The 24,985-nt window shown below is 32.9% G+C and carries 26 protein-coding genes; 25 read left to right on the top strand and 1 reads right to left on the bottom strand.

What is annotated here, in order from left to right:
* Positions 1 to 34: 34 nt before the first annotated feature.
* From DWV06_RS04890 to DWV06_RS04815, 16 genes are all read left to right on the top strand, one after another.
* Positions 35 to 298, top strand: a complete 264-nt coding sequence (locus tag DWV06_RS04890) for a PRC-barrel domain-containing protein (RefSeq protein ID WP_115481058.1) — start codon at positions 35 to 37, stop codon at positions 296 to 298.
* Between the two features lie 84 nt (positions 299 to 382).
* Positions 383 to 835: a transcriptional regulator NrdR gene (gene nrdR / locus DWV06_RS04885; RefSeq protein ID WP_115481057.1), complete on the top strand. Its 453-nt coding sequence runs from the start codon at positions 383 to 385 to the stop codon at positions 833 to 835.
* Between the two features lie 53 nt (positions 836 to 888).
* Positions 889 to 1,215 (top strand): hypothetical protein, encoded by a 327-nt coding sequence (locus DWV06_RS04880; protein WP_115481056.1) that lies wholly within the window; start codon positions 889 to 891, stop codon positions 1,213 to 1,215.
* Positions 1,216 to 1,450: 235 nt separating this feature from the next.
* Positions 1,451 to 2,017 carry a glycerol-3-phosphate responsive antiterminator gene (locus DWV06_RS04875; protein WP_115481156.1) on the top strand — a complete coding sequence of 189 codons (567 nt, stop codon included), beginning with the start codon at positions 1,451 to 1,453 and terminating at the stop codon, positions 2,015 to 2,017.
* 58 nt (positions 2,018 to 2,075) lie between these two features.
* The gene (gene glpK / locus DWV06_RS04870) at positions 2,076 to 3,575 is read left to right on the top strand and encodes a glycerol kinase GlpK (protein WP_115481055.1); all 1,500 of its coding nucleotides are present in this window, start codon (positions 2,076 to 2,078) and stop codon (positions 3,573 to 3,575) included.
* A gap of 21 nt (positions 3,576 to 3,596) precedes the next feature.
* Positions 3,597 to 4,304: an MIP/aquaporin family protein gene (locus DWV06_RS04865; RefSeq protein ID WP_115481054.1), complete on the top strand. Its 708-nt coding sequence runs from the start codon at positions 3,597 to 3,599 to the stop codon at positions 4,302 to 4,304.
* A 121-nt stretch (positions 4,305 to 4,425) separates the two neighbouring features.
* Entirely contained in the window at positions 4,426 to 5,862 is a 1,437-nt protein-coding gene (locus DWV06_RS04860) for an NAD(P)/FAD-dependent oxidoreductase (protein WP_115481053.1), read from the top strand.
* Between the two features lie 12 nt (positions 5,863 to 5,874).
* A complete protein-coding gene (locus DWV06_RS04855; protein ID WP_115481052.1) occupies positions 5,875 to 7,149 on the top strand; it encodes an NAD(P)/FAD-dependent oxidoreductase in 1,275 nt (424 codons plus the stop codon).
* Between the two features lie 4 nt (positions 7,150 to 7,153).
* The gene (locus DWV06_RS04850) at positions 7,154 to 7,522 is read left to right on the top strand and encodes a DUF1667 domain-containing protein (RefSeq protein ID WP_115481051.1); all 369 of its coding nucleotides are present in this window, start codon (positions 7,154 to 7,156) and stop codon (positions 7,520 to 7,522) included.
* A 99-nt stretch (positions 7,523 to 7,621) separates the two neighbouring features.
* Positions 7,622 to 8,164, top strand: coding sequence for a hydrolase (locus DWV06_RS04845; RefSeq protein WP_115481050.1), 543 nt, complete (start codon positions 7,622 to 7,624; stop codon positions 8,162 to 8,164).
* Between the two features lie 19 nt (positions 8,165 to 8,183).
* A complete protein-coding gene (locus DWV06_RS04840) occupies positions 8,184 to 8,681 on the top strand; it encodes a YqeG family HAD IIIA-type phosphatase (protein WP_115481049.1) in 498 nt (165 codons plus the stop codon).
* 1 nt (position 8,682) lies between these two features.
* Entirely contained in the window at positions 8,683 to 9,750 is a 1,068-nt protein-coding gene (locus tag DWV06_RS04835) for an aminopeptidase P family protein (RefSeq protein ID WP_115481048.1), read from the top strand.
* Positions 9,751 to 9,777: 27 nt separating this feature from the next.
* Positions 9,778 to 10,215: a ribose 5-phosphate isomerase B gene (gene rpiB, locus DWV06_RS04830; protein WP_115481047.1), complete on the top strand. Its 438-nt coding sequence runs from the start codon at positions 9,778 to 9,780 to the stop codon at positions 10,213 to 10,215.
* A 93-nt stretch (positions 10,216 to 10,308) separates the two neighbouring features.
* The gene (gene efp / locus DWV06_RS04825) at positions 10,309 to 10,866 is read left to right on the top strand and encodes an elongation factor P (RefSeq protein WP_115481046.1); all 558 of its coding nucleotides are present in this window, start codon (positions 10,309 to 10,311) and stop codon (positions 10,864 to 10,866) included.
* 187 nt (positions 10,867 to 11,053) lie between these two features.
* Positions 11,054 to 12,853 carry a MutS-related protein gene (locus DWV06_RS04820; protein ID WP_162300579.1) on the top strand — a complete coding sequence of 600 codons (1,800 nt, stop codon included), beginning with the start codon at positions 11,054 to 11,056 and terminating at the stop codon, positions 12,851 to 12,853.
* Positions 12,854 to 12,944: 91 nt separating this feature from the next.
* Entirely contained in the window at positions 12,945 to 13,427 is a 483-nt protein-coding gene (locus DWV06_RS04815) for an acyl-CoA thioesterase (protein ID WP_115481044.1), read from the top strand.
* Positions 13,428 to 13,486: 59 nt separating this feature from the next.
* Here DWV06_RS04815 and DWV06_RS04810 read toward each other — a convergent pair whose 3' ends face one another.
* Complete coding sequence (locus DWV06_RS04810) at positions 13,487 to 13,939, bottom strand: universal stress protein (RefSeq protein ID WP_115481043.1); 453 nt, start codon at positions 13,937 to 13,939, stop codon at positions 13,487 to 13,489.
* A 203-nt stretch (positions 13,940 to 14,142) separates the two neighbouring features.
* On the opposite strand from DWV06_RS04810, the gene cysD reads away from it, so the two are divergent.
* The 9 genes from cysD (at position 14,143) to DWV06_RS04765 (ending at position 24,985) form a co-directional block, all read left to right on the top strand.
* A complete protein-coding gene (gene cysD, locus DWV06_RS04805) occupies positions 14,143 to 15,042 on the top strand; it encodes a sulfate adenylyltransferase subunit CysD (RefSeq protein WP_115481042.1) in 900 nt (299 codons plus the stop codon).
* Position 15,043: 1 nt separating this feature from the next.
* Positions 15,044 to 16,867 carry an adenylyl-sulfate kinase gene (gene cysC / locus DWV06_RS04800; protein ID WP_115481041.1) on the top strand — a complete coding sequence of 608 codons (1,824 nt, stop codon included), beginning with the start codon at positions 15,044 to 15,046 and terminating at the stop codon, positions 16,865 to 16,867.
* A 25-nt stretch (positions 16,868 to 16,892) separates the two neighbouring features.
* Complete coding sequence (locus tag DWV06_RS04795; protein WP_115481040.1) at positions 16,893 to 18,344, top strand: chromate transporter; 1,452 nt, start codon at positions 16,893 to 16,895, stop codon at positions 18,342 to 18,344.
* A 40-nt stretch (positions 18,345 to 18,384) separates the two neighbouring features.
* Positions 18,385 to 19,086 carry a response regulator transcription factor gene (locus DWV06_RS04790; RefSeq protein ID WP_115481039.1) on the top strand — a complete coding sequence of 234 codons (702 nt, stop codon included), beginning with the start codon at positions 18,385 to 18,387 and terminating at the stop codon, positions 19,084 to 19,086.
* The gene (locus DWV06_RS04785) at positions 19,067 to 20,563 is read left to right on the top strand and encodes a sensor histidine kinase (RefSeq protein WP_115481038.1); all 1,497 of its coding nucleotides are present in this window, start codon (positions 19,067 to 19,069) and stop codon (positions 20,561 to 20,563) included. The genes DWV06_RS04790 and DWV06_RS04785 overlap by 20 nt, the downstream gene beginning before the upstream one ends.
* 81 nt (positions 20,564 to 20,644) lie before the next feature.
* Positions 20,645 to 22,591: an aryl-sulfate sulfotransferase gene (locus DWV06_RS04780; protein WP_162300578.1), complete on the top strand. Its 1,947-nt coding sequence runs from the start codon at positions 20,645 to 20,647 to the stop codon at positions 22,589 to 22,591.
* Between the two features lie 204 nt (positions 22,592 to 22,795).
* A complete protein-coding gene (locus DWV06_RS04775) occupies positions 22,796 to 23,797 on the top strand; it encodes a 2-hydroxyacyl-CoA dehydratase family protein (protein WP_115481036.1) in 1,002 nt (333 codons plus the stop codon).
* Positions 23,794 to 24,573, top strand: a complete 780-nt coding sequence (locus tag DWV06_RS04770; protein ID WP_115481035.1) for an acyl-CoA dehydratase activase — start codon at positions 23,794 to 23,796, stop codon at positions 24,571 to 24,573. Before DWV06_RS04775 ends, DWV06_RS04770 begins: the two co-directional genes overlap by 4 nt.
* Positions 24,566 to 24,985, top strand: a complete 420-nt coding sequence (locus tag DWV06_RS04765) for a 6-pyruvoyl trahydropterin synthase family protein (RefSeq protein ID WP_115481034.1) — start codon at positions 24,566 to 24,568, stop codon at positions 24,983 to 24,985. Before DWV06_RS04770 ends, DWV06_RS04765 begins: the two co-directional genes overlap by 8 nt.

The raw sequence follows: 24,985 nt of genomic DNA, 5'->3' as shown, positions 1-24,985 counted from the left end.
AAAAAATAATAAGAGGTAATTAGGAGCTTTAACTATGAGGTTTTGCGAGTTACGGCAAAAAGAAGTTATAAATATTCAAGACTGTAGATGTCTTGGCTGTGTAGCGGATTTAATATTTGATTGTTGTACGGGATGTATTACGGATTTGGTAGTTCCTGGCCCCGGTAAAATATGCTGCTGGTTTGGTAGGGATACGGAATATATTATTCCATGGAGAAATATTGTAAAAATTGGACCGGATATTATTTTAGTAGATATTTGTGAGGATAGGATAAAAAAACCGTGTGATGGTTTTTAACTGTTAGAAAAAAGCGTTGTTGACGAAAGATAATAAGTTATATATACTAAAAATAGCAAAAATACTATTAGGGAGATGAATAACGTGAAATGTCCATTTTGTAGTAATCAAAATACAAGAGTAATTGATTCCAGACCGGCAGATGATAATAATTCCATTCGCCGCAGAAGAATGTGTGATGAGTGTGGGAAACGTTTTACAACCTATGAGAAAATCGAAACTATCCCTTTAATCATTATAAAGAAAGATAATAATAGAGAACCTTATGACCGTGCTAAAATAGAAGCAGGTATTTTAAGAGCCTGCCATAAACGACCTATTTCAATCAATCAAATTAATAAATTGATTGATGAAGTTGAGATAGAAATATTTAATCGTGAAGAAAAAGAAATTCCTAGTTCAGAAATAGGAGAACTTATTATGGATAAATTAAAAGATATAGAAGCAGTGGCATATGTTAGATTTGCCTCAGTGTATCGTGAATTTAAAGATGTTAACACTTTTATGAACGAATTAAAAAAGATGCTGGATAAGTAATACATACAATACAAAAGGGGAAAGCCTTTAATTTTTGAAGGGGGATTATTGAGATGCGAATATATAGAAGCGATCAATATAATAGTCATTATAATTATCAAAATACAAAAAATAAAACGGATGAAGTAAATTCTGTTGAGCAGAAAAATTGTATCAATAATTTTGATTCTAAACAGGAGCAAGAAAAGTCTCCGGAACGTAGTTACTTAGAAATGAATCCGAGAATAATAGAATATAAGTCAAATGATATGGAAAGAGCAATTTCTGAAATGAAAAGAGATGAAGTGTTACAACAGTATAATTATTTTATTTCTAGTACAGGAGTTTCTGTAGGAAAATTAAAAGAGAATACTTTGTCAATGGAGAATTTTGATTTATAAATATTATCAAAAAAAACGTTGGAGTTATCTCAACGTTTTTTTATTTTATATCTTATGTTAAAAGTGCACAAAACAATTAGTAAAACATCGGATATATTGACAATATTGACAAACGTTTCATGTACTGTTATAATAAATTCAAATAGGAAAGATTGCCTAGAGATGAGAGCAAGGTATGAATGATAGAGATATCGTTTTATTAGCTTGCTTTTTTTGTGTTGAAAGGGGGTTAGGAATGGATAGGTCGTTTTACGCAGCATTAGAAAATTGTCCGGTAATAGCTGCGGTAAAAGATGAAGAAGGGTTAAAAATTTGTTTGGAATCGGATATTATAGTAGTATTTGTTTTGTTTGGTGATATATGTTCCATTGGAGACATAACAAGAAGAATAAAAAATGCAGGTAAAATTGCTATGGTACATATGGATTTGATAGGAGGATTGAGTGCAAAAGAAATCGCTGTTGACTATTTAAAGAATTACACAATGGCAGATGGAGTAATCTCAACCAAGCAGAATATAATCAAACGTGCAAAAGAATTAATGATGTATACTGTTTTACGTGTTTTTTTAATTGATTCAATGGCTTTATCTAGTATTGAAAATCATCAAAATCTAATAAAAGCAGATTTCATTGAAGTACTGCCGGGTGTTATGCCAAGGGTAATTAAAAAGATTTGTAAAATTACATCTAAGCCAATTATAGCAGGAGGATTGATATCGGATAAGATGGATGTGATTGAAGCGTTAGAAGCGGGGGCAATGTCAATTTCTACAACGAATCAAGAGGTTTGGTTCATGTAGAAAAGGGAAATTATGAGAAGGTTTTATTCATAAAAGTAAATTGAGGAGGATATTCAAAATGTCGAAATATATAATGGCTTTGGATGCGGGAACTACAAGTAACCGATGTATTTTATTTAACGAAATAGGAGAAATGTGCAGTGTAGCACAAAAAGAGTTTACACAATATTTTCCAAAACCAGGTTGGGTCGAGCATGATGCAAATGAAATCTGGTCATCCCAATTAGGGGTAGCAGTAGAAGCAATGTCAAAGATAGGAGCAACGGCTCAGGATATTAAAGCAATTGGAATTACCAATCAAAGAGAAACTGTAATTGTCTGGGATAAAAATACAGGAGAACCAGTCTATCATGCAATTGTTTGGCAGTGCCGCAGAACATCAGAATATTGTGATACTTTAAAAGAAAAAGGTTTCGTTGAAAAATTCCGTAAAAAGACAGGATTAATGATTGATGCATATTTTTCAGGAACGAAAGTGAAATGGATTCTGGATCATGTTGAAGGAGCGCGGGAAAAAGCAGAAAAGGGAGAATTACTTTTTGGTACGGTTGAAACATGGCTGATATGGAAACTGACAAAAGGAGAAGTGCATGTAACTGATTATTCAAATGCGTCACGAACATTGTTGTTTAATATCAATACTCTGGAATGGGATAAAGAGATTTTAGAAGAACTTGATATTCCGGAATGTATGCTGCCAGAGGTGAAGCCATCCAGTTATATTTATGGCGAAGCGGATTCTTCATTCTTTGGAGGAAGAATTCCTATTGCAGGAGCTGCCGGAGACCAGCAGGCTGCATTGTTCGGACAGACTTGTTTTACAGCAGGAGAAGCCAAGAATACATATGGAACAGGATGCTTTTTGTTAATGAATACTGGAGAGAAGCCTGTTTTTTCAGATAATGGCTTGGTAACGACAATCGCTTGGGGCTTAGATGGCAAGGTGAATTATGCATTAGAAGGTTCTATTTTTGTAGCTGGTGCAGCAATTCAATGGTTAAGGGATGAATTAAGAATTATTGATTCTTCGCCAGATTCAGAATATATGGCGAATAAGGTAAAAGATACAAATGGATGTTATGTAGTGCCGGCATTTACGGGGTTGGGAGCACCACATTGGGATCAATATGCAAGAGGTACTATCGTAGGTCTGACCCGGGGAGTAAACAAATATCATATCATCAGAGCTACGTTAGAGTCACTTGCATATCAGGTAAATGATGTGCTAAATGCGATGAAAGCTGATTCGGGAATACGGCTTAGTGCATTAAAAGTAGATGGAGGCGCAAGTGCCAACGACTTCTTGATGCAGTCTCAGGCAGATATGATCAATGCTCCGGTAAATCGTCCCAAATGTGTGGAGACGACAGCGATGGGAGCTGCTTATCTGGCAGGCTTAGCAGTTGGTTATTGGAAGAGTAAAGAAGATGTATTGAAGAATTGGGCAATTGATAAAACGTTTACTCCAGTAATATCTGAAGAAGAGAGAGCGAAGAAGATAAAAGGTTGGAACAAAGCAGTCAAATATGCTTTTGGCTGGGCAAAAGAAGAAGAGTAAGCGAAAGGAAGGGGAGGTTTTATGTTACCATATATTGCTGAATTAATTGGTACAATGATGTTGATTTTACTAGGTGATGGTGTTGTAGCGAATGTGACATTGAATAAGTCCGGTATGAAAGGTGCCGGTAGTGTTCAAATAACTATGGCGTGGGGGCTTGCAGTTCTAATTCCAGCTTTTATCTTTGTAACTGCCTCAGGAGCACATTTTAATCCGGCACTTACCATTGCATTGGCAGTAGAGGGAAGTATTGGATGGGAAATGGTACCGGGTTATATTTTGGCACAATTCGCAGGAGCTTTTATTGGTGCTTGCATGGTTTATATTCTGTTCAAAGGTCAATTTGATGCAACAGAAGATCAAGGCACCAAATTGGGAGTATTTTCAACAAGTCCATCTGTTCCTAACCTGCCTCTAAATTTATTAAGTGAAATCATTGGAACATTTGTATTGGTATTTGCGATTAAAGGTTTAGGGCAAATTGAGTTAGCTCCAGGACTTGATAGATTATTAGTATTTGGAATCATAGTATCGATCGGCATGTCACTTGGAGGTTTAACTGGTTATGCAATTAATCCGGCTCGTGATATTGGTCCACGTATTGCACATGCATTGCTTCCGATTAGAGGAAAAGGCAGTTCTAACTGGGGTTATGCGATAGTACCATTATTTGGACCTATTATTGGAGGGATAGCTGCCGTATTATTGTATGGAGCAATTCCTTGGTAAAAGAATATATTAAACTATAATGAAATAGGTGCTGCGAGAAAATGAGTCAGGCGATTTACACATCAAAGAATGATGTGTTTATTGCTTGACTTTTTTTATTTTATAGAATGGAGTGAAAAGAATGTATGATGTAATTATAATAGGTGCTGGTGTTTCGGGTTGTGCATGTGCAAGAGAAATATCCAGATATCAGATAAAGGCATGTGTGATAGAAAAGGATGAAGATGTATGTAGTGGAACATCCAAAGCGAATAGTGGAATTGTCCATGCAGGGTATGATGCGCCTTTAGGTTCTCTTATGGCTGAATTAAATGTCCAAGGAAATGAAATGATGGGAGCTTTAGCGAAAGAGTTAGATTTTCCTTTTCAAAGAAACGGCTCTCTCGTTGTTTGTTTTCATGAGGAGGAATTGCCAAATTTATATGACTTATATGAAAAAGGATTGAAAAATAATGTAAAAGAATTACAGATTTTAAATAAAAAAGAGTTGAGATTAAAAGAACCTAATATATCAGAAAATGCAGTTGCCGCACTATTTGCTCCATCGGGAGGCATCGTATGTCCATTTGAATTAAATATAGCTTTGGCAGAGAACGCATATACCAATGGGGTTGAATTTAAATTTAATACTAAGGTCAGAAATATATTCAAAAAAAATGACAGATGGGCAGTTGAAACGAATCGTGGAATGATAGAGACACAGTATGTAGTAAATGCGGCTGGAGTTTATGCAGATTTGTTCCATAATAAGGTCAGTGAGAAAAAAATCCATATAACTCCAAGAAGAGGAGAATATTGTCTGATGGATAAAACAGAGGGAGGAACGGTCAAAAGTACTATTTTCCAATTGCCGAATCAATATGGAAAAGGAGTATTAGTAACACCTACGGTCCATGGAAATTTACTAGTTGGGCCAACAGCAATTGATATAGACGATAAAGAAGGCACAGATACAACACGGGAAGGACTTGAACGCTTATTAAATCAGGCTGGTAAATCAGTGAATCATTTATCGGGAAGAAAAATTATAACTTCTTTTGCGGGACTAAGAGCTCATGAGGAAAAACATGAATTTATTATAGAAGAAGTAAAGGATGCCAAGGGCTTTATTGATGTCGCTGGGATAGAGTCGCCGGGATTAAGCAGTTCACCTGCAATAGGAGTTCGAGTAGCTGACATTTTGAAATCGGAGATGAATTTAAAACCGAATCCTGATTATATAGGACATCGCAAAGGAATTTTAGACCCTCAGAAGTTATCAAAAGATGTACGTAATGAATTAATTAAAAATAATCCATCTTATGGAACCATAATATGCCGCTGTGAAATGATTACAGAAGGAGAAATCATTGATGCAATAAGAAGACCGTTAGGTGCCAGAACATTAGATGGAATCAAACGCAGGACAAGAGCAGGAATGGGAAGGTGTCAAGCGGGTTTTTGTATGCCTAAGACGATGGAGATATTGGCGAGAGAACTTAAGGAAAGCTCATTACAAATTACAAAAAACAGAAATGAATCTATTATTCTTACCAATAGAAATAAAGAACAAGCGTAAGGGGGTCAATATATGCGTGAATATGATGTAGTGATTATCGGAGGAGGACCAGCAGGTCTAGCAGCAGCCGCTTCAGCGAAGAAAAATGGAATTGATCAAATATTAATAATTGAACGTGACCACGAATTAGGTGGTATATTAAATCAATGTATACACAATGGTTTTGGACTTCATACCTTTCATGAAGAATTAACCGGACCGGAGTATGCCAATAGGTTTATTGATGAAGTAAAAAAATTAAAAATAACATATAAATTAAATACAATGGTAGTAAATATTACAAAAAGTAAAGTTGTAACTTATATGAATTCTTTAGAAGGAATGATAGAAATACAGGCAAAAACAATTATCCTTGCGATGGGATGCCGGGAACGTTCCAGAGGAGCTCTCAATATACCAGGTTATAGACCTGCTGGTATATTCTCGGCAGGAACAGCACAAAGATTTGTTAATATTGAAGGGTATATGCCGGGCAGAGAAGTAGTAATATTAGGTTCAGGGGATATTGGGCTTATAATGGCCAGACGAATGACATTAGAAGGGGCAAAAGTCAAAGTTGTTGCAGAGTTAATGCCTTATTCAGGTGGATTAAAGCGGAATATTGTACAATGTCTAAATGATTTTAATATTCCATTAAAATTAAGCCATACTATAACTAAGATTCATGGAAAAGACCGTATAACAGGGATTACTCTTTCTAAAGTAGATCAAAAAGGCAGTCCTATGAAAGGGACAGAAGAATACTATTCTTGTGATACACTGTTGCTTTCTGTTGGCTTGATTCCAGAGAATGAGTTGAGTGACAATATGGGTATAGAACTAGATACAGTTACTTCAGGACCTAATGTGAATGAAAGTTTGGAAACAAATATAGAAGGGGTATTTGCATGTGGAAATGTACTTCATGTCCATGATTTAGTGGATTTTGTTTCAGAGGAAGCTTCTTTGGCAGGAAAAAATGCAGCCAGATTCATAAAAAAACTGAAAGTTGGTAAAAATAACGATTTAGGGAAAATCATTGAACTAAAATCAGAAAATGGTATCCGATATACAGTGCCCGGTATCATACGACTAGATCAGATGGATGATACAGTAGTCATAAGATTCCGTGTTGCAGGAGTTTATAAAAATTGTTATATCAGTGTCTATTTTGATAAAGAAAGAGTAATTCATAAAAAGAAAACAGTAGTAGCACCAGGGGAAATGGAGAGTATTCTATTAGATAAAGCAAAATTGAATGATTACCCTCAATTGTCCCAAATTACAATTAAATTAGAGGAGGTATAGACATATGGAGGAGAGAAAATTAACATGCATTGGCTGTCCTTTAGGTTGTGAAATAGAAGTTAAATTGAAAGAAAAACAAATTATCAGTATAATAGGAAATACCTGCAAAAGAGGTGAACTTTATGTTCGTGAGGAAGTTACGAATCCAAGCAGGATTGTTACAAGTACTGTGAAAGTAGAAAACGGGAAGATTCCTATGGTATCAGTAAAAACACAAAATACGGTACCGAAAGGTAAAATTTTTGAATGTATCAAAGAATTAAAAACAATTTCTATTAAGGCACCGGTGAAAATAGGTGATATAATAATAGAAAATTCAGCAAATACCGGCATCAGTATCATAGCTACAAAAAACGTAGAAGTATCTGAATAATATGAAATTCCTTATTTTTGGTTGCATCTTTAATAACTTTTGTTATAATTAAAACGGATAGTATATAATTAACAATAAATAGCAGAAAGGTTGAAAGTAATGAGAATATTACCAGATGATACAATAGCGCTTGTTATTGACTATCAAGAAAAAATTTTGCCGCCAATTTTTGATAAGGAAGAATTTTTGAAAAGATCTAATATTTTATTAGCCGGTTTAAAGGAACTGGGAATACCAACTATAGTTACAGCACAGTATACAAAAGGTTTAGGAAATACTACTCCAGAAATTTTGGAAGCTTTAGGTCATGATAGATTTCATGAAAAATTTACATTTAGTGGATTAGGTAATGAAGAAGTGGTAGAAGAACTTGCCAAATCCGGCCGAAAAAATGTTATTATTTGTGGAATAGAATCGCACGTATGTGTATTACAAACTTTGATAGATATAAAAGAAGCCGGGTATCAGCCTATTTTAGTGGAAGACTGTGTTTCATCCAGAAAAGAAAATGATAAAAAAGCTGCAATTGAAAGAGCAAAATATGAAGGTGCTATTATCACCACTTATGAAGCCATATTGTTTGAACTATTACAAAGTGCTAAGTCCGAACATTTTAAGGCAATTTCAAAATTAGTAAAATAGACTGGAGATTATTATTATTATGTTACAAAGATTTTATCCGGATGAATATATGCATTCTACTTATGAAATTGATTTTGAAAAGCTGCACAAGCAAGGATTTCGTGGAATCATATTTGATATTGATAATACATTAGTACCACATGGAGAAAAAGCAGATAAGCGTGCGATTGATTTTTTTCATAAATTAAAAGAAATGGGATTTGAATGTTGTCTTATGTCTAACAATAAGCAACAGCGGGTAGAAATGTTTCATCAAGATGTACAGGTGAATTATATTTTTGATGCCAAAAAACCATCTAGGAAAAATTATATAAAAGCAATGAAGATCATGGGGACCAATTTAAACAATACGGTCTTTGTTGGAGATCAATTATTTACTGATGTGTTTGGGGCAAAACGAACCGGTATCAAAGCAATCCTTGTTAAACCTATTCATCCGAAAGAGGAAATTCAGATTGTTCTGAAACGTAATTTAGAAAAGATTGTTCTATATTTTTATCAAAAAAGGAAGCGATAAGATGGTATTAAAACGAATTGAGGAATTACGAAATCAAAACCTATTAGATGCTATTTTAGTATCTGATGGGTTTAATATACGTTATATTAGTGGATTTTCTGGCGAAACCGGCTATCTTTACATATCTAATGAACGTCACGTATTGTTAACAGATACCAGATATACAATTCAAGCGAAAATGGAAGCAAAGGAATTTGAAGTAATTGAAGTATCAATAGAAAAAAATTATGGTATGTGGATCGGAGAATTTATTTTAGAAGATAATGTAAAACGGTTAGGATTTGAAGATCTACATATGAAATATTTTGAATATTTTAAATTTAATCAAATGTGGAAACTAAAAGAGTGGGTAGCGTTAGAAAATTCACTTAATTCTTTTCGTATGGTCAAAACAGAAGAAGAAATCAAAAAGTTAGCCCAGGCAGAAGCCATAGGTGATAAGGCTTTTCAAGAAATTTTAAACATATTAAAACCAGGAATGACTGAACTTGAAGTTGCAGCAGAATTGGAATACCATATGAAGAGAAATGGTGCATCTGGTTTAAGTTTTGATACCATCGCAGCTTCAGGTATCAATTCTTCTATGCCTCATGCTACACCAACGAATAGGAAATTAGAAACGGGAGATTTTCTTACTATGGACTATGGTTGTGTTTTTGAAGGGTATTGTTCTGATATGACAAGAACAGTTGTTATCGGAAAAGCCAGTCAAAAACAGAAAGAAATTTACCAAATTGTCTTAAAGGCTCAATTAGCAGCTTTAGATGCAATATGTGCAGGTAAGACAGGAAGTGAAATAGATAAAGTTGCCAGGGATATCATAGAAAAAGAAGGGTATGGAGAATACTTTGGACATGGACTTGGACATAGTGTAGGTTTGTTTATTCATGAAGAACCAAGACTGTCTCCGGTAGGAAATATTATACTAGAAGAGAATGTAATTGAGACGGTAGAACCGGGAATATATCTGCCTGGGTTTGGAGGAGTACGGATTGAAGATATGGTTGTTGTAAAGAAAGATGGATGTATAAATCTAACGCATTCTACCAAAGAACTCATTGAAATATAAATTTTTACAAAGAGAGAGGTTAATGAAATGAAGATTGCTATAGGAAATGACCACGCAGCAGTGGAACTAAAAAATGAAATAAAAGCATATTTAGAAGGAAAAGGACATGAATTGATCGATTTTGGTACAAATACCAATGAGAGTTGTGACTATCCTAATTTCGGAGAAGCTGTTGGGAAGGCCGTCGTGAACAATGAGGCAGAGTGTGGCGTTTTGATCTGTGGAACCGGTATCGGGATTTCAATTGCTGCAAATAAGGTAAAAGGTGTTCGTGCAGCAGTTTGTAGTGAACCGGTAAGTGCAAGATTGACCAAGGAACATAATAATGCTAATGTTATAGCATTTGGAGCGAGAATAGTAGGAGTAGAAGTTGCAAAAGCAATTGTAGATGCTTATTTAGATGCTGAATATGAAGGAGAACGTCATCAAAGACGTGTTGATATGATCTCCGCGATTGAAATGTAAAAAACAGTTGAAAAATCTATCGTTTTATTATAAAATAAAACGAAGTGAAAGGACGGGTATGTCCATAAGCGTATTTGAAGGAGGAATATCAGTATGATATCAGCAGGAGATTTTAGAAATGGTATTACAATAGAGTTAGATAATAACATTTATCAAATTATTGAATTTCAGCATGTAAAACCAGGGAAGGGTGCAGCTTTTGTTCGTACCAAATTAAAAAATATAAGAAATGGCGGGGTTGTAGAAAAAACATTCAGACCTAATGAGAAATGCCCGCAAGCTCGTATAGATAGAAATGATATGCAGTATTTATATTCTGATGGTGATTTATATCATTTTATGGATGTAGAAACTTATGAACAAATTGCATTAAATGAAGAATCTATTGGCGATGCATTGAAATTTGTTAAAGAAAATGAGATGGTAAAGATATGTTCTCACAATGGAAATGTTTTTGCAGTAGAGCCACCATTATTTGTTGAATTACAGATTACAGATACAGAACCCGGATTCAAAGGTGATACTGCACAAGGAGCGACCAAACCTGCTGTAGTAGAAACAGGCGCTACGGTTTATGTACCTTTGTTTGTAGAACAAAATGATGTTATCAAAATTGATACAAGAACAGGTGAGTATTTATCTAGAGTATAGTTTTGATTCATTCATAAGTAAAAGATAATATAAGACCAGAATTATCGGATTTATGATAATTCTGGTCTTTTAATTTAGAAAACTACATCAGAATAAATAATAAGACTTAACTAGAAAAGGTAGAAAAAGTTATTATAAAAAGTTATAATAAATGAATTAGTAAAAATATAAATGTATGGAGGGATTTATGTTTAATTATGAAAAAAACATAAAAAAAGTGAATGATGAGATAGAACAGGTTGAAAAGAAATTTAAAATAATTTCAAATCTACGCTTATTTATAGGCCTTATAGGAATCCTTTTTTTAATTTTCAGTGTAACGGATAAAAATTTATATTATAAGATAAGTTTTGTTTTTTCTGGAATAATCTTTTTAATTTTAGTTATGATACATAAAAGATTGAATGAAGAACTTGAATATCTAAAAACCAGGCTTTTTGTGATAAATAAAAGAGAAGATAGAAATAGAGGCGATTGGATAAAGTTTGAAGAAACAGGAGAAGTTTTTTTAACTGATAACTCAAATGTTGAACGAAATTTGGATATATTAGGAAAAGATTCTTTATATCAATATTTGTGTGTGGCCAGCACTCCTGAAGGAAAGAAAAAACTTGCTGCTTTTTTAATGGAACAGGATCCGAAAATAAATATTATATCTGAAAGACAGGAAGCAGTTAAGGACTTATTAGAAAATCAGGATTTTGCAATAGAATTTGAAATCTTAAGTATGCTAATTGATAAAAAGAATGAAAAGACTGATAAAAAATGGTATGAAAGTTTCTTGAGATTTTTAGAAATGAAAGAAGGTCTTATGAATCCTTTCCTACGTATAAGTTCATACATTTTTCCGATTTTGTTGTTTTTATCTATTGGTTTATATATTAAGGGAGTTTTTCTGATACAAGTACCACTTTCATTATTATTTATTCAAACAATAAGTTCTTATTTTATCACTTATAGGAATAGAAAAATAACGAATTGTCTTTTTCGTTTCTGTACAGGCATTGATAATTATGTAAAAATAGTTAAGAGTATAGAAAAAACTCCTTTTAAATCAGAATATTTAAAAGGATTACAGAAAAAGATTGGAATGCAGGGGAATCTTTCAAAAGGAATCTATCAGTTGTATCATTTAAAAGAAGCGTTAATGGTAAGAACGAATCCTTATATACACATATTTCTACAGGTTTTATTGATGTATGATATACATTGCATAAAATTCCTTGAAAAGTGGAAAAAAGAATATGGTTCCAGTATGTTTGATTTGTTTCAAGTGATTGGAGAGTTAGAGGCACTGATCAGTTTATCAATACTGGGTGTGGATAGAGATGTGGTTTTTCCAATCATAGTAGATAATAAAGAACCTGATTTAGAAGTTTATGAGGCAGCTCATCCATTAATAGCAAAAGAGAAAGCAATTTCAAATTCGTTCAAAATTGAACAAGGAATTCAAATTATAACCGGATCTAATATGTCGGGAAAGACTACTTTTATGCGGACGATAGGAATAAACATGGTTTTGGCTTATGCAGGAGCACCGGTATGTGCAAAAGAAATGAAATTATCAAAAATGAAAATCTTCACTTCCATGCGGGTGATGGATGACGTTACCAAAGGAATATCTTCATTTTATGGAGAAGTTTTACGGATAAAAGAAATGATTGAGTATGCAAAGCAGAAAAAGGGTATGATGGTTCTGATAGACGAAATATTCAAAGGAACTAATTCTTCTGATCGTATTATCGGCGCGAAGGAAATTATTAAAAATTTAAATAAGAAGCATATTATTGCGCTGATTTCCACGCATGATTTTGAGTTATGTAATTTGATTGATGAAAGAAAAGTGAAAGGAACAAATCATCATTTTCAAGAATACTATGAAGAGGACAAAATATGTTTTGATTATAAATTAAGAGATGGAAAATGTAGAACTACAAATGCAAAATATATTTTGAAAATGGCTGGATTATTAGAGGAAAAGGAATAATAATTCTGGCATTAATGGATTGGTTCTTGTAAAATAGTTAATAATTAAAATAGAATCAATCAACAATTTTATATTTTATTGGGAGGTTTATATGACAAATGATAAAAATGCTCGAAGAGTAAGTGAGTCTAAGGTTGAACAAGCTTATATTTTAATGCCAAAACACATAAATGAGAGTGGACATCTGTTTGGTGGACAATTGCTTGCCTGGATAGATGAAATTGCAAGTATTGTAGCAAGACGACATGCACATGCAAATCCGGTAACTGCAGCAATTGATAATCTGATATTCAAAAAAGGTGCAGTGACCAATGATATTGTAGTGCTGGTTGGTCATTTGACATATGTCGGAAGAACTTCTATGGAAGTACGTGTAGATACTTATGTAGAATCTATGGATGGCATGAGGGCTATGATTAATCGAGCCTATGTAGTTATGGTTGCTATGGATGAAAAATATAGACCTATGAAAGTACCATCTTTAATTGTTGAGGGAGAAACGGAAAAAGCAGAATGGGAGGCTGGAGTAAAACGTTCAGAGCTGCGTAAGATGAGAAAGATAGAAGGGTTCTGATTTCATATATAACGAAGCGCCTTCAATTTATGATGAAGGCGCATTGCTATATGTATAAATTATTTAATTACTAAAATTGGTTGTTTAGCCATATGTAGAACTTTTGTAGTAACACTTCCAACTAAAAGTCGGTGTATTCCAGAACTGCTTACGCCCCTGGAACCCATAATTACTAAATCGACCTCATTATCTTCTAAGTATTCTAATATTTTAGATGCAGGATTTCCTTCTAAGAGGACTGTCTCTACTTTTTCTGATAAATCACCAAAGGATTCCTTTCCTTCTTTCAAATAATTTTTAGTAAGTTCTTTCGCTTTGGTTGCAATTAAATTTTTATCGTCGTATATACTTTTCGCATATTCCGTAGATTCTACCGGAAAATTTGGAAATGTAAAAGTTGAAACGCTCAAAAGTATGATTTTGCAATCTACGATAGAAGCAATTTCTTTCCCCTTTTCCATCGCTTTTTTTGAAAATTCAGATCCATCAACTGGGATTACAATTGTTTTCATTTTGATTCCTCCTTTGTATCATAATCAGATTGCTTTATTATAACATATGTATTATGGATATACAATGTGACAAATTATATAGAATTAAATCTCGAATTTTTCATATGCTAGTAAGGTATTATCGACATGATTCACATATTTCCATCACATTTCTTCAATATAATTATAACAATTTGGGTTTTATATTAGTCGGGAGGAATTGTATGAATGAATTATCACATTTAGATAAACTTGAAGCGGAGGCTATCTATATCATGCGGGAAGTTGCAGCTGAATGCGAAAAACCTGTTATGTTATATTCAATTGGAAAAGACAGCTCAGTTATGCTACATTTGGCTTTGAAAGCATTTTATCCAGAGAAACCACCGTTTCCTTTTTTGCATATTGATACTACATGGAAGTTTAAAGAAATGATAGAATTTCGTGACAAATCTGCTGAAAAATTCGGCATTGAGATGCTGGTACATTCTAATCAAGAAGGGATTGAACAAGGGATTAATCCTTTTGATCACGGAGCTGCTTATACAGATATCATGAAAACACAAGCATTAAAGCAGGCATTAGAGTTTTATGGATTTACAGCGGCATTTGGCGGTGGACGTAGAGATGAAGAAAAATCAAGAGCAAAAGAACGTATTTTTTCATTCCGAAATCAAGCACAGGCATGGGATCCCAAAAATCAGCGTCCGGAAATGTGGAAATTATACAATACAAAAATTTTTAAAGGTGAAAGTATTCGGGTTTTTCCACTCTCTAATTGGACAGAAAAAGATATCTGGCAGTATATACGTAGAGAAAATATAAATATAGTACCATTGTATTTTGCAAAAGAAAGACCAGTTATTTATCGAGACGGTAATATTATAATGGTGGATGATGATAGGATGCCTTTGTATCCGGAAGATAAAGTGCAGTTAAAGAAAGTAAGATTTAGAACTCTTGGTTGTTATCCATTAACTGGTGGAATAGAATCTGATGCAGATACATTGGATACTATTATTGAGGAAACATTAAGTGCAGTTTCATCAGAAAGGACAAGCCGTGTCATTGATCATGAAGCGGCTGGAAGTATGGAAAGACGTAAGAGAGAGGGGTATTTTTGATATGCAGAGTTTATTAAAATTTATTACATGTGGAAGTGTAGATGATGGCAAATCTACATTAATTGGTCACATGCTGTATGATGCTAAACTATTATTTGCAGATCAAGAAAGAGCTCTGGAATTGGATAGTAAAGTTGGTAGTAGAAATGGAGAAATAGATTATTCATTATTATTAGATGGATTAATGGCTGAAAGAGAACAAGGTATCACGATTGACGTTGCTTATCGATATTTTACTACAGAAAGACGCAGCTTTATCGTAGCAGATACACCGGGTCATGAAGAATATACTAGAAATATGGCGGTAGGAGCCTCTTTTGCAGACTTAGCGATTATATTAGTGGATGCTTCTCAAGGTGTATTAGATCAGACAAGACGGCATACAAGAATCTGTGCTTTAATGGGTATTAAGCATATGGTTTTTGCGGTTAATAAGATGGATTTAATACATTATGAAAAGGAAAGATATGAAAGTATAAGAAAAAAAATAAGGAGACTTGCTTCTGAATTTGAATTTGACAGTCTTTGTTTGATTCCGGTGTCAGCAACAGAGGGAGATAATATTACAAAGTTATCAGATAAGATGCAATGGTATCAGGGAAAACCTTTATTAACTTATTTAGAAGAAATTGATATGACTGATGAAGATGATGATGCAGGATTTATCATGCCTGTCCAGCGTGTTAACAGACCGGATCATACGTTTAGAGGATTTCAGGGACAAATTGAAGCCGGTGAAATTTGCATTGGGGATGAAGTGACTGTATTACCGAGTAAAGAGACGGCAAAAATAAAAGATATATTTGTAACAGACAGACAAGCAGACAGAGCAATGAAAGGACAGGCAGTAACGATTCAGTTAGATAGAGAAGTGGATGTATCACGAGGCTGTGTTTTGTATAAAGATACAAACATTTATGTCAGTAATTTATTTACCGCAACACTTCTTTGGATGGATGACCAGGAACTGGTATCAGGGAAAAATTATTTTTTAAAAGTAGGTACACGAGTAGTCCCGGCAACATTAATGAAAATAAAATATAAGATTGATATCAATGAAGGTGAACATATACAGACAGATCAGGTACTGAAGAATGAAATCGCAGTCTGTGATATATCAGTTGCTAATAAAATTGTTTTTGATAAATTTAAGAATAACAAGGTTTTAGGAAGTTTTATCCTGATTGATCGTATCAATAATATGACATCGGCTTGTGGAGTTATAGAACATACTTTAAGACGAAGTGAAAATTTAACATGGCATGATATGGATATTACAAGAGAATTTCGTGCTAAACAAAAGGGACAGAAACCACTTACCATTTGGTTTACAGGATTGTCCGGTGCAGGGAAATCTACACTTGTGAATGAAGTTGAAAAACGTTTGATATCTATGGGAAAACATACAATATCCTTAGATGGGGATAATATTCGTTTAGGGCTCAATAAAAACCTTGGATTTAAAGAGACTGATCGAATAGAAAATATCCGGAGAGTATCTGAAGTAAGTAAGCTGATGAATGACGCAGGTCTAATTTCACTGACATCCTTTATATCTCCTTATGCAAGAGATAGACAAAGTGCCAGAGAAATCATTGGTGACTGCTTTGTTGAAGTGTATGTAAGTACTCCGTTGGAAGAATGTGAAAAGAGAGATGTTAAAGGATTGTATAAGAAAGGAAGAACAGGAGAGATCCCCAATTTCACAGGCATTTCAAGCCCTTATGAGCCTCCTGAAAATCCAGATATTGTAATTGATACTACAGGTAAAAGTATTGAAATTTCAGTAGACTATATCATGAATGCTTTAGAGCAATTTTTATAGAAACAAAAGATAAAAGGGAATAAAAATGAAAAGGGAAACGAAAAAAAAGTTTGATTTTTCTTTAGCAATGTTAAAAGCAGGATGTATCGGATTTGGTGGAGGAAATGCAGTAATTCCTATTATTGAGCAAGAGTTTGTAAGTGAAAAGCATTTAATAGAAAAAGAAGAACTGAATAAGGAAGTTATTGTAGCTAGTATAACTCCAGGAGCATTTTCTACAAAAATTGCTGCTGGTGTTGGGAAGAGATTATTTGGAGTGACAGGTATGCTGAGCTCTGCTTTTCTAATGTCTTTGCCGGGAGGTATCATTACAGTTTTATTAATTTCAGTTCTTTCACGAATGGGAACGAAAATGAGTTCAATCATTGAATTTGCTTCTTTGGGTATCACTGCTTTTATTATGTGTCTTTTAACGGACTATGTTCGAAAAGTAGTGCAGGAGAGTCAGTCGGAATATAAAGTACGTTTTATAAAAACTTGTATTATTATTTTAGCAGTATTTCTATTAACTGGAGGGAAGAATATATATCATCTTATAGGAATTGATAAAACGCCGATATTTGCAGTTTCAGCCATTCATGTTTTATCAGCTTCGTTTTTCGGTATTTTTTATACAAAATGTAGATTTAATTTGAAAAACACATTGATTTCTATACTAATTGTTACTATATATTTTTTGTGTGTTGGAAAGGCTGAGTTGATAAAGAATGAATATGTATTTCTATTTGTTCAAGTTCTTATGATAAGTTTATCCTGCTATGGATTAAAAGATAGTATTTCTAAATCAAAAAAATTTAGAATAGTACCATGGCATCCATTTATTAAGACAGAGTTCATCTGTTTAAGTTTAGTTTGTATCATTGCTATACCGGCATTGGTTGTATCTATGGATTCTGCTATTTACTTAGTGAAAGGAATGTTTTCTACATGGATTTCTTTTGGCGGAGGGGATGCATATCTGACTGTGGCAGATGGAATGTTTGTTTCGACCCAGATGGTATCTGCAGATGAATTTTATGGAAGATTAGTATCCATTGTCAATATCTTGCCTGGTTCTATTTTGTGTAAGACATTGTCTGGAATCGGTTATTATATAGGCTTTCATGCAACGGGAAGTATTTTTGCCGGTTATATAGTAGCTTTTGCAGGATTTATATGTAGTGTAACAGGTTCTTGTGCAGTACTTTCTTTAGGATATTATTTGTATGAATGTTTTGAGGAACTCGATGTCTTAAAATTAATACGAAGATGGATAAGGCCGATTGTTTCAGGCTTATTGCTAAATGTTATGATTTCAATGCTGAATAATGGTATGAATATTGGAAGAAATTTAGAAAAGAATCCTTTATTTATATTAGGAATAATATTAGGTATTTATATTTTGAATGTTTTTTTGTATTATAAATATAAGTTTAAAAGTGGGATACTTATTATAATTTCAGTTACATTATCTTTATTAGTATCAAAGTTTATATAATGTACGGTATTTCTTTGTATAGGAAAGGATATAACAAGTTATGTTAAATGAACAGAAGGTTATTTTATTGGTTGAAGATGAAGAAAAATTACGAAAGACAGTTAAGGATTTTTTGCTTATGAACCAATATTATGTCTTAGAAGCAGAGGATGGGGAACAAGCTTTAGAGGTATTTTGTTCGAATAATCAAATCGTAGATATGGTACTATTGGATGTTATGCTGCCTTATTGTGATGGATATACGGTTTTGGAGGAAATAAGAAATATTTCAAAAGTTCCGGTTATTATGATTACTGCAAAAAATTCAGAAAGTGATCAGATAAAAGGCTTTAATGTTGGTACAGATGATTATATTACGAAACCGTTTTTATTGTCTGTGCTTAAAGTGCGTATGGAAGCAATATTTAAACGTATTGTTAAGTATGATGATTTTGTAGAAATTGAAGATTTAGTATTATATCGTAACAGTCAAAAAGTATATCTAAAAGAAGAAGAATTGTTATTGACACCTAGAGAATATCAGTTGCTCCTTTATTTGATTGAAAACGAATCAATTGTTTTGTCCAGAGAACAGATTCTATCTTCCGTATGGGGAATCGAGTATATTGGAGGAGAAAGGACTGTTGATACTGTAATTAAACAATTGCGGACAAAACTTAGAGAATATTCTTCTTATATTCAATCAATTTATGGGATCGGATATCGGTTTGAGGTAAAAAATAATGAAAACGATCAAAAGTAGATTAATTATTACAGAGTTATTATTATTAATAGGTGTAATAGGTGGAACCTGTATCTTTTACTTATTATTTGCTGATGCATATTATATTAATAAAAAAGAAAAATTGATGGAAAAAGCCTATAATGAAATTCAAGACTTAGATTTTTCTAAGGAGATTGAAAAATATAATAGCAAAGATAATAGTGAAGAAGATAACAATGAAGTTAATTTTTTTACTTTTTATGAAGAAGAAAATATTAAATTTATTATTACCGATGATAAATTTAGAAGTCTATATATGACAGATAAATTATCAGATATTGATGTTACAGAGAAAAGAATCGATAGGAGAATTAAAGAAAAGCAGTTTGAATTTCAATATAATGCGAAAGCTCATAAGGAAAATAATAAGAGAATAAGTTTGTTGGGATTAGTAAATCAAGATGAAAAGAACTATTATGTCTATATCTATGAGCGGACCTATGTGATAGAAAAAAGTTTTTCCTATGCGAATAAATTATTATTTGTTACATTGATAATATCTATATTTTTAGGAAGTGTATTAATAAATATATCTGCTGGAAAAATATCAAAACCAATTGAAGATATCGATTTAGTAGCTCAGAATATAGCTGGTAAGAATTTTACTTTGAAAGTCAGCGAAAAGATAAATTATACTGAACTGAATCGTTTGGCACGGAGTATCAATTCTATGTCCGATCAATTGCAAGATCATATCTTAAAATTGGAAAAATATAATTTGAATTTGCTGAAAGAAAATAGATATAAATCAGAAATGGAAAAAATGAGGAAACAATTTGTAAATAATGTATCTCATGAATTAAAAACACCTTTGGCTGTAATATCCAGCCAGGTCGAAATGCTGTATTATCTTAATGATGAGCGAAAAAAAGAAGAATATTACAACTCGCTTTTAGATGAAGTTAATTATATGAATAAATTAATTGAGAGCATGTTAGCTATATTTTCTGCCGAACATGGAATTGAAAGTATGGAATTAAGTACATTGAATTTAAGTGATTTGGTAAACACTCTTTTAGAAACTTATCATGTTTTAATGGAGCAAAAAAATATTAAATATACAATTAATATAGAAAAAACATGTTTCGTTATGGGAAATAAAAAGTACTTAGAACAAGCAGTCAGTAATTATATCATAAATGCTTTTAAACATACCAAAACTGGAAATCAGATTCATATTAAAGTTGAAACAGAGAAAGAAAAAAATAAGGTTACAGTATCTGTGTATAATGAAGGTGAAAAGATAGACGAGAGAGAAAAGAAAAAAATTTGGAATAGTTTTTATCAAGGGGATAATTCAAATATTGAAAAAACCTTAATAGGTGGAACCGGGCTGGGGCTTTATATTGTTCAAACGATTATTAAGCTTCACCATGGTGACTATGGTGTAGAAAATGAGAAAAATGGAGTTCGGTTTTGGTTTACATTAGACTTATTAAATAAACAAAGTATTTAAAATGTTTAAGACAGAATTTCTAACAAGAAAGGAACGAAATGAATTAAGATGAAACAAAAAATTACCAGGGTCTTCAATATTTTGAAGAAATTAAAAAAAATAAGTTTCTATAAAAATAAAAACTATTATTGGCTCAGGCTGATGGGAAGACATTATGAAAAACAATATAGCAGGATAAAGATAAACTCCATACAATCTAATATATTAAAAAGAAATGCCAGACCATTAATCTCTATGTCTAATGATTTAGTAATAGAAGATTTATTGCAATCTAAAAAATATAGTTTTGAAACAATGCTGGTTGTTTTAGATCCTTATAATATAGCACCGTTAACAGCATTGGCTGTATTTAATACAAAGGAAGAATATAAAGTTTTATATGAAGTAATTGGAGATACAAAAGAGGAATCCTTTTTTGGAGAAACGGAATTTAAGACAGATCATCGAGTTGAAATCTTAGGGCTATATGCGGATCGTACAAATGTAATTATGATGTCACTTGAAAATAAAAAAGGTGAAATTGTCCAGAGAAGAGAACTATCTATTAAAACGGATTCTATCCCTGCAAAATGGCGTGATATTATTCGTGTGAAGAAGAAAACAAGGCCTTCATCAGAGCCATTTATTTTAATATCAGGTGGTACTGCAATTACAACATGTGCTTTTGATGTTTCAGGGAATGTCAGATATTATCTGGCGGAACAATCAAAAGGATATGGTATTTTCTTGTTATCAAATGGTAGGTTCTTATATGAAGAAAAAGATATTAACCGGCCAACGCATGGAAATCCTCATGCAATACAGATACATGAAATGGACTTTAGTGGAAGAGTATATAAGACATTTTATGTGCCCAAAGGAATTCATCATAATGCATCAGAAATGACGGAAGGAGGTAATATTGTTGCTTGTGCAAGTACCTGCGATGATTATTTAGAAAATGCAGTTATGGAATTAGACAGAAATACAGGCGAAGTACGCAAAGAACTTTCCTTAAATCAATTATTTGATGATACTTGTATCGACAGAATCGATTGGGCTCATGTCAATGCTGTAACATATCAAGATAAAACTCAAACAATATTGATTTCAATGAGAAATATTCATAGCATAGCAAAGATAGATTGGAAAACCAATGAATTAGTTTGGATACTTAGTAATCCTAAATTTTGGGATAATTCATCACTGAAAGATAAAGTCTTGATACCCGAAGGAGATATAAAGTGGTTTTATCAGCAGCATGCAGTAGTAGATGTAAGCGATCAATTTGAATTTGAGGAACATGTGAGTTATGTTCTACTTTATGATAATCATGTAGACAAACGTAGAAAAGTATCTTATTTTGATGAAGATGAAAAGTCTTATGCCAGTATATTTAGGATTGATGAAAAAAATTTTACAGTAACAATGGTAGAAAAGTATCCGTTTTATAAATCTACCATACGTTCAAATGCTGTTTTTAAAAGAGATGAAAAAAGAATATTTTCTATGGGAGGACATTTACAACCAACGATGGAAGATAATTATGGTTTAATTGCTGAGATGGATACACAAGTAAAAGAATCGATCAATGAATATTTCGTTAAGACAGGCTTTTTCACAGCATATCCGTTCCGACCTTATATAAAAGAGATCAGTCGTCCAATGCCAATTTTAAAAGAGTATGTTTTGGGCGGTCTTGAGAAAATAGAAAAAATCAGTATAGATAAAAATCAATTTAAAAATTTAGAAGTAACGAATAAAAAAGATATAAATAATATTCGTATTTGTGAAGATATCATATTAATTAAAGCTAGAGATCATGCGGTTGAACAAGTATATTTAGTGGGAACCAATCATTGTTATAGAAAAGATTTCTCAGAAACGAAACAAACTCTTAGTATTTTTGCAAATATGCTTTATGCAGTAGCAGTTCCTTTGTATGGACTTGAAAACGATAATTACAAACTATATTTAAATGTCAGAGGAACGATGAAAAAAACCAGAAAGTGGGTTAAAATATCTAACGAATCTCGAATTAATAGTTAATATTATAATAATTCTTAAAATGACTTGACAAACGGATATTTTTTAGTAATAATAAGGACGTTAATAAATGAGACAGTTCGTAATCCATCCTGTCTATAAATAAAACTAGGACTTATTTCTCAGAACATTTTTGAGTATTTAAGGACCGGTGGGTCCTTTTTTATTTTAGTAAAAAACGGTTCGAATCGAGTAGAAAGGTAAGAGATGAATAAAATAGGTATCACAACTACAGTTCCAATAGAAATAGTATACTGTGCAGGTTTAATTCCGATAGATTTAAATAATATATTTGTAACAGCAGAAAATAATGCGAGATATATTGAAGTAGCTGAAAAAGAAGGTTTTCCCAAGAGTATGTGTGCTTGGATCAAAGGCTTGTATGGTGTATGTATGGAGCATCAAATAAATGAACTTATCGGAGTCATAGAAGGTGATTGTTCCAATTCCAAATCTCTAATAGAATTATGGAAACAAAAAGGAAAAAAAATTTATCCTTTTTCTTTTCCATATAGTCAGAAAAAGAAAGAATTAGAAAAGTCCCTTTCGGATTTGATGGAACAATTACAAGTAGATCTGGACCAAGTTGAAGAAAAGAGAAAAGAATTGAATCAGATTCGAAGACTGGTACAGGAAATAGACAGACTTACCTTTGAGGAAGAGAAGGTGACCGGTTTTGAGAATCATTTATATCAGGTAAGCTGTAGTGATTTTCAAGGCGATCCAAAATCATTTGCAGTTATGCTCCAAAGTGTACTTGACGAAATGAAAAGTAGAACTGCCAATCCCAAAAAACTTCGTCTAGGATATATTGGAGTCCCTCCTATGACAATAGACATATATGATTATGTTGAAACTTTAGATGCTAGAATTATATATAATGAAGTTCAAAGGGAATTTACTTTTCCGCGTGCAGGCAATGCCGTTTCCATTATAGATCAATATTTAGATTATACGTATCCATATGGAAACCTGTATCGGATAGAAGAAATAAAAAAGCAAATAGAAAAACGAAAATTAGATGGTATTATCCATTATACACAGGCATTCTGCCATAGGGCACTGGATGATATTATGATAAAGTCTAACATTGATATTCCGATTTTGAATATCGAAGGAGATCAAAGCCCTGCCCTAGACGCAAGAACGAAACTCAGAATAGAGGCTTTTATTGATATGTTGTCTGACTTAAAGGGGGTGTATCAATGAGAGTTCTGGGAATTGATCTTGGAAGCAGAGCCGTTAAGGTAGTTGTTATGGAGGAAAATAATATCATACATAAACAAATGATTAGTACAATGTCATTTTACCGTGATTACTGTTATTTTGATGAAAAATTAATAGTAGATTTGAATCGTCTGGGATTAAATCACATTGATATGAAAATTTCGACCGGGTACGGAAGAAATAATACAAATCTAAATGAGTTTACACCAATTAATGAAGTAAAAGCTCATGTTTATGGAGGTATATTTCAAACGGGCTGGAAGAATTTCATTTTGTTGGATATTGGCGGACAGGATGTAAAGATAGCAAAAGTCGAAAAGGGAATCATAACAGATTTAGATTTAAATGATAAATGTGCAGCATCATGTGGAAGGTACTTGGAAAACATGGCAAATGTATTAGAGGTTTCTCTGGAAGATATGAGTCATTATTATAAGAATCCGGTAGAACTTAATGCCACTTGTGCAGTATTTTCAGAATCAGAACTAATCGGAAAAATAGCAGAAGGGATTTCTTTAGAGAGATTATGTGCCAGTATTAACTATTCTTTATATCGAAGAGTAAGACCTTTACTTTCTGCTTTCCCAGGTGAAAAAATGGTGTTGACAGGGGGAGTAGCCAATAATCAGGGACTAAGTTACTACTTATCCAAACATTATGAACAAGTAATAACGGTTCCGGAAGCCGGCTATAATGGAGCTATCGGTTGTTGTTATTATGGACTTAATTTTATTCAAAGGAGTAAAGAAGATGTATAGTATTATAGTAGAAGAAAGCTTTGACAGTGCACACTTTTTATCGGGATATAACGGAAAATGTAGTCATATTCATGGACATAGGTGGAGGCTTTTGGTAGAAGTTCAGACCAAAGAGCTTCAGGACGAAGGACAATGTAAAGGAATGGTTGTAGATTTTACACAATTGAAGAAAGATTTGAAAAAACTAGCAGAAGATTTTGATCATTGTTTAATTATTGAAAAAGAAACGATGAGGGAACAGACTTTAAATTGTTTAGTAGAAGATGGTTTTCGTATTGTTTCAATACCGTTTCGTCCAACTGCTGAGAAATTCGCTGAATTCTTTTTTCACTCGATTGAAAAAAAAGGATATCAAGTGAAGCGAGTTTCTGTTTATGAAACACCTAATAACTGTGCAGTTTATGAAGGATGA

Source organism: Anaerosacchariphilus polymeriproducens, from assembly GCF_003363435.1.
Taxonomy (GTDB): domain Bacteria; phylum Bacillota; class Clostridia; order Lachnospirales; family Lachnospiraceae; genus Anaerosacchariphilus; species Anaerosacchariphilus polymeriproducens.
The sequence above is the reverse complement of the archived record's forward strand: the minus strand, read 5'-3'. Positions and strand labels throughout refer to the sequence as shown.

Excerpts from the sequence above, each read along its gene's own strand:
- DWV06_RS04865 (WP_115481054.1), top strand. The coding sequence starts at position 3,597 with ATGTTACCATATATTGCTGAATTAATTGGTACAATGATGTTGATTTTA.
- DWV06_RS04890 (WP_115481058.1), top strand. The coding sequence starts at position 35 with ATGAGGTTTTGCGAGTTACGGCAAAAAGAAGTTATAAATATTCAAGAC.
- DWV06_RS04850 (WP_115481051.1), top strand. The coding sequence starts at position 7,154 with ATGGAGGAGAGAAAATTAACATGCATTGGCTGTCCTTTAGGTTGTGAA.
- efp (WP_115481046.1), top strand. The coding sequence starts at position 10,309 with ATGATATCAGCAGGAGATTTTAGAAATGGTATTACAATAGAGTTAGAT.
- DWV06_RS04790 (WP_115481039.1), top strand. The coding sequence starts at position 18,385 with ATGTTAAATGAACAGAAGGTTATTTTATTGGTTGAAGATGAAGAAAAA.
- DWV06_RS04880 (WP_115481056.1), top strand. The coding sequence starts at position 889 with ATGCGAATATATAGAAGCGATCAATATAATAGTCATTATAATTATCAA.
- DWV06_RS04770 (WP_115481035.1), top strand. The coding sequence starts at position 23,794 with ATGAGAGTTCTGGGAATTGATCTTGGAAGCAGAGCCGTTAAGGTAGTT.
- DWV06_RS04835 (WP_115481048.1), top strand. The coding sequence starts at position 8,683 with ATGGTATTAAAACGAATTGAGGAATTACGAAATCAAAACCTATTAGAT.
- cysD (WP_115481042.1), top strand. The coding sequence starts at position 14,143 with ATGAATGAATTATCACATTTAGATAAACTTGAAGCGGAGGCTATCTAT.
- DWV06_RS04875 (WP_115481156.1), top strand. The coding sequence starts at position 1,451 with ATGGATAGGTCGTTTTACGCAGCATTAGAAAATTGTCCGGTAATAGCT.
- cysC (WP_115481041.1), top strand. The coding sequence starts at position 15,044 with ATGCAGAGTTTATTAAAATTTATTACATGTGGAAGTGTAGATGATGGC.
- DWV06_RS04765 (WP_115481034.1), top strand. The coding sequence starts at position 24,566 with ATGTATAGTATTATAGTAGAAGAAAGCTTTGACAGTGCACACTTTTTA.
- rpiB (WP_115481047.1), top strand. The coding sequence starts at position 9,778 with ATGAAGATTGCTATAGGAAATGACCACGCAGCAGTGGAACTAAAAAAT.
- DWV06_RS04815 (WP_115481044.1), top strand. The coding sequence starts at position 12,945 with ATGACAAATGATAAAAATGCTCGAAGAGTAAGTGAGTCTAAGGTTGAA.
- DWV06_RS04855 (WP_115481052.1), top strand. The coding sequence starts at position 5,875 with ATGCGTGAATATGATGTAGTGATTATCGGAGGAGGACCAGCAGGTCTA.
- DWV06_RS04810 (WP_115481043.1), bottom strand. The coding sequence starts at position 13,939 with ATGAAAACAATTGTAATCCCAGTTGATGGATCTGAATTTTCAAAAAAA.
- DWV06_RS04775 (WP_115481036.1), top strand. The coding sequence starts at position 22,796 with ATGAATAAAATAGGTATCACAACTACAGTTCCAATAGAAATAGTATAC.
- DWV06_RS04840 (WP_115481049.1), top strand. The coding sequence starts at position 8,184 with ATGTTACAAAGATTTTATCCGGATGAATATATGCATTCTACTTATGAA.
- DWV06_RS04860 (WP_115481053.1), top strand. The coding sequence starts at position 4,426 with ATGTATGATGTAATTATAATAGGTGCTGGTGTTTCGGGTTGTGCATGT.
- DWV06_RS04785 (WP_115481038.1), top strand. The coding sequence starts at position 19,067 with ATGAAAACGATCAAAAGTAGATTAATTATTACAGAGTTATTATTATTA.
- glpK (WP_115481055.1), top strand. The coding sequence starts at position 2,076 with ATGTCGAAATATATAATGGCTTTGGATGCGGGAACTACAAGTAACCGA.
- DWV06_RS04845 (WP_115481050.1), top strand. The coding sequence starts at position 7,622 with ATGAGAATATTACCAGATGATACAATAGCGCTTGTTATTGACTATCAA.
- DWV06_RS04795 (WP_115481040.1), top strand. The coding sequence starts at position 16,893 with ATGAAAAGGGAAACGAAAAAAAAGTTTGATTTTTCTTTAGCAATGTTA.
- DWV06_RS04820 (WP_162300579.1), top strand. The coding sequence starts at position 11,054 with ATGTTTAATTATGAAAAAAACATAAAAAAAGTGAATGATGAGATAGAA.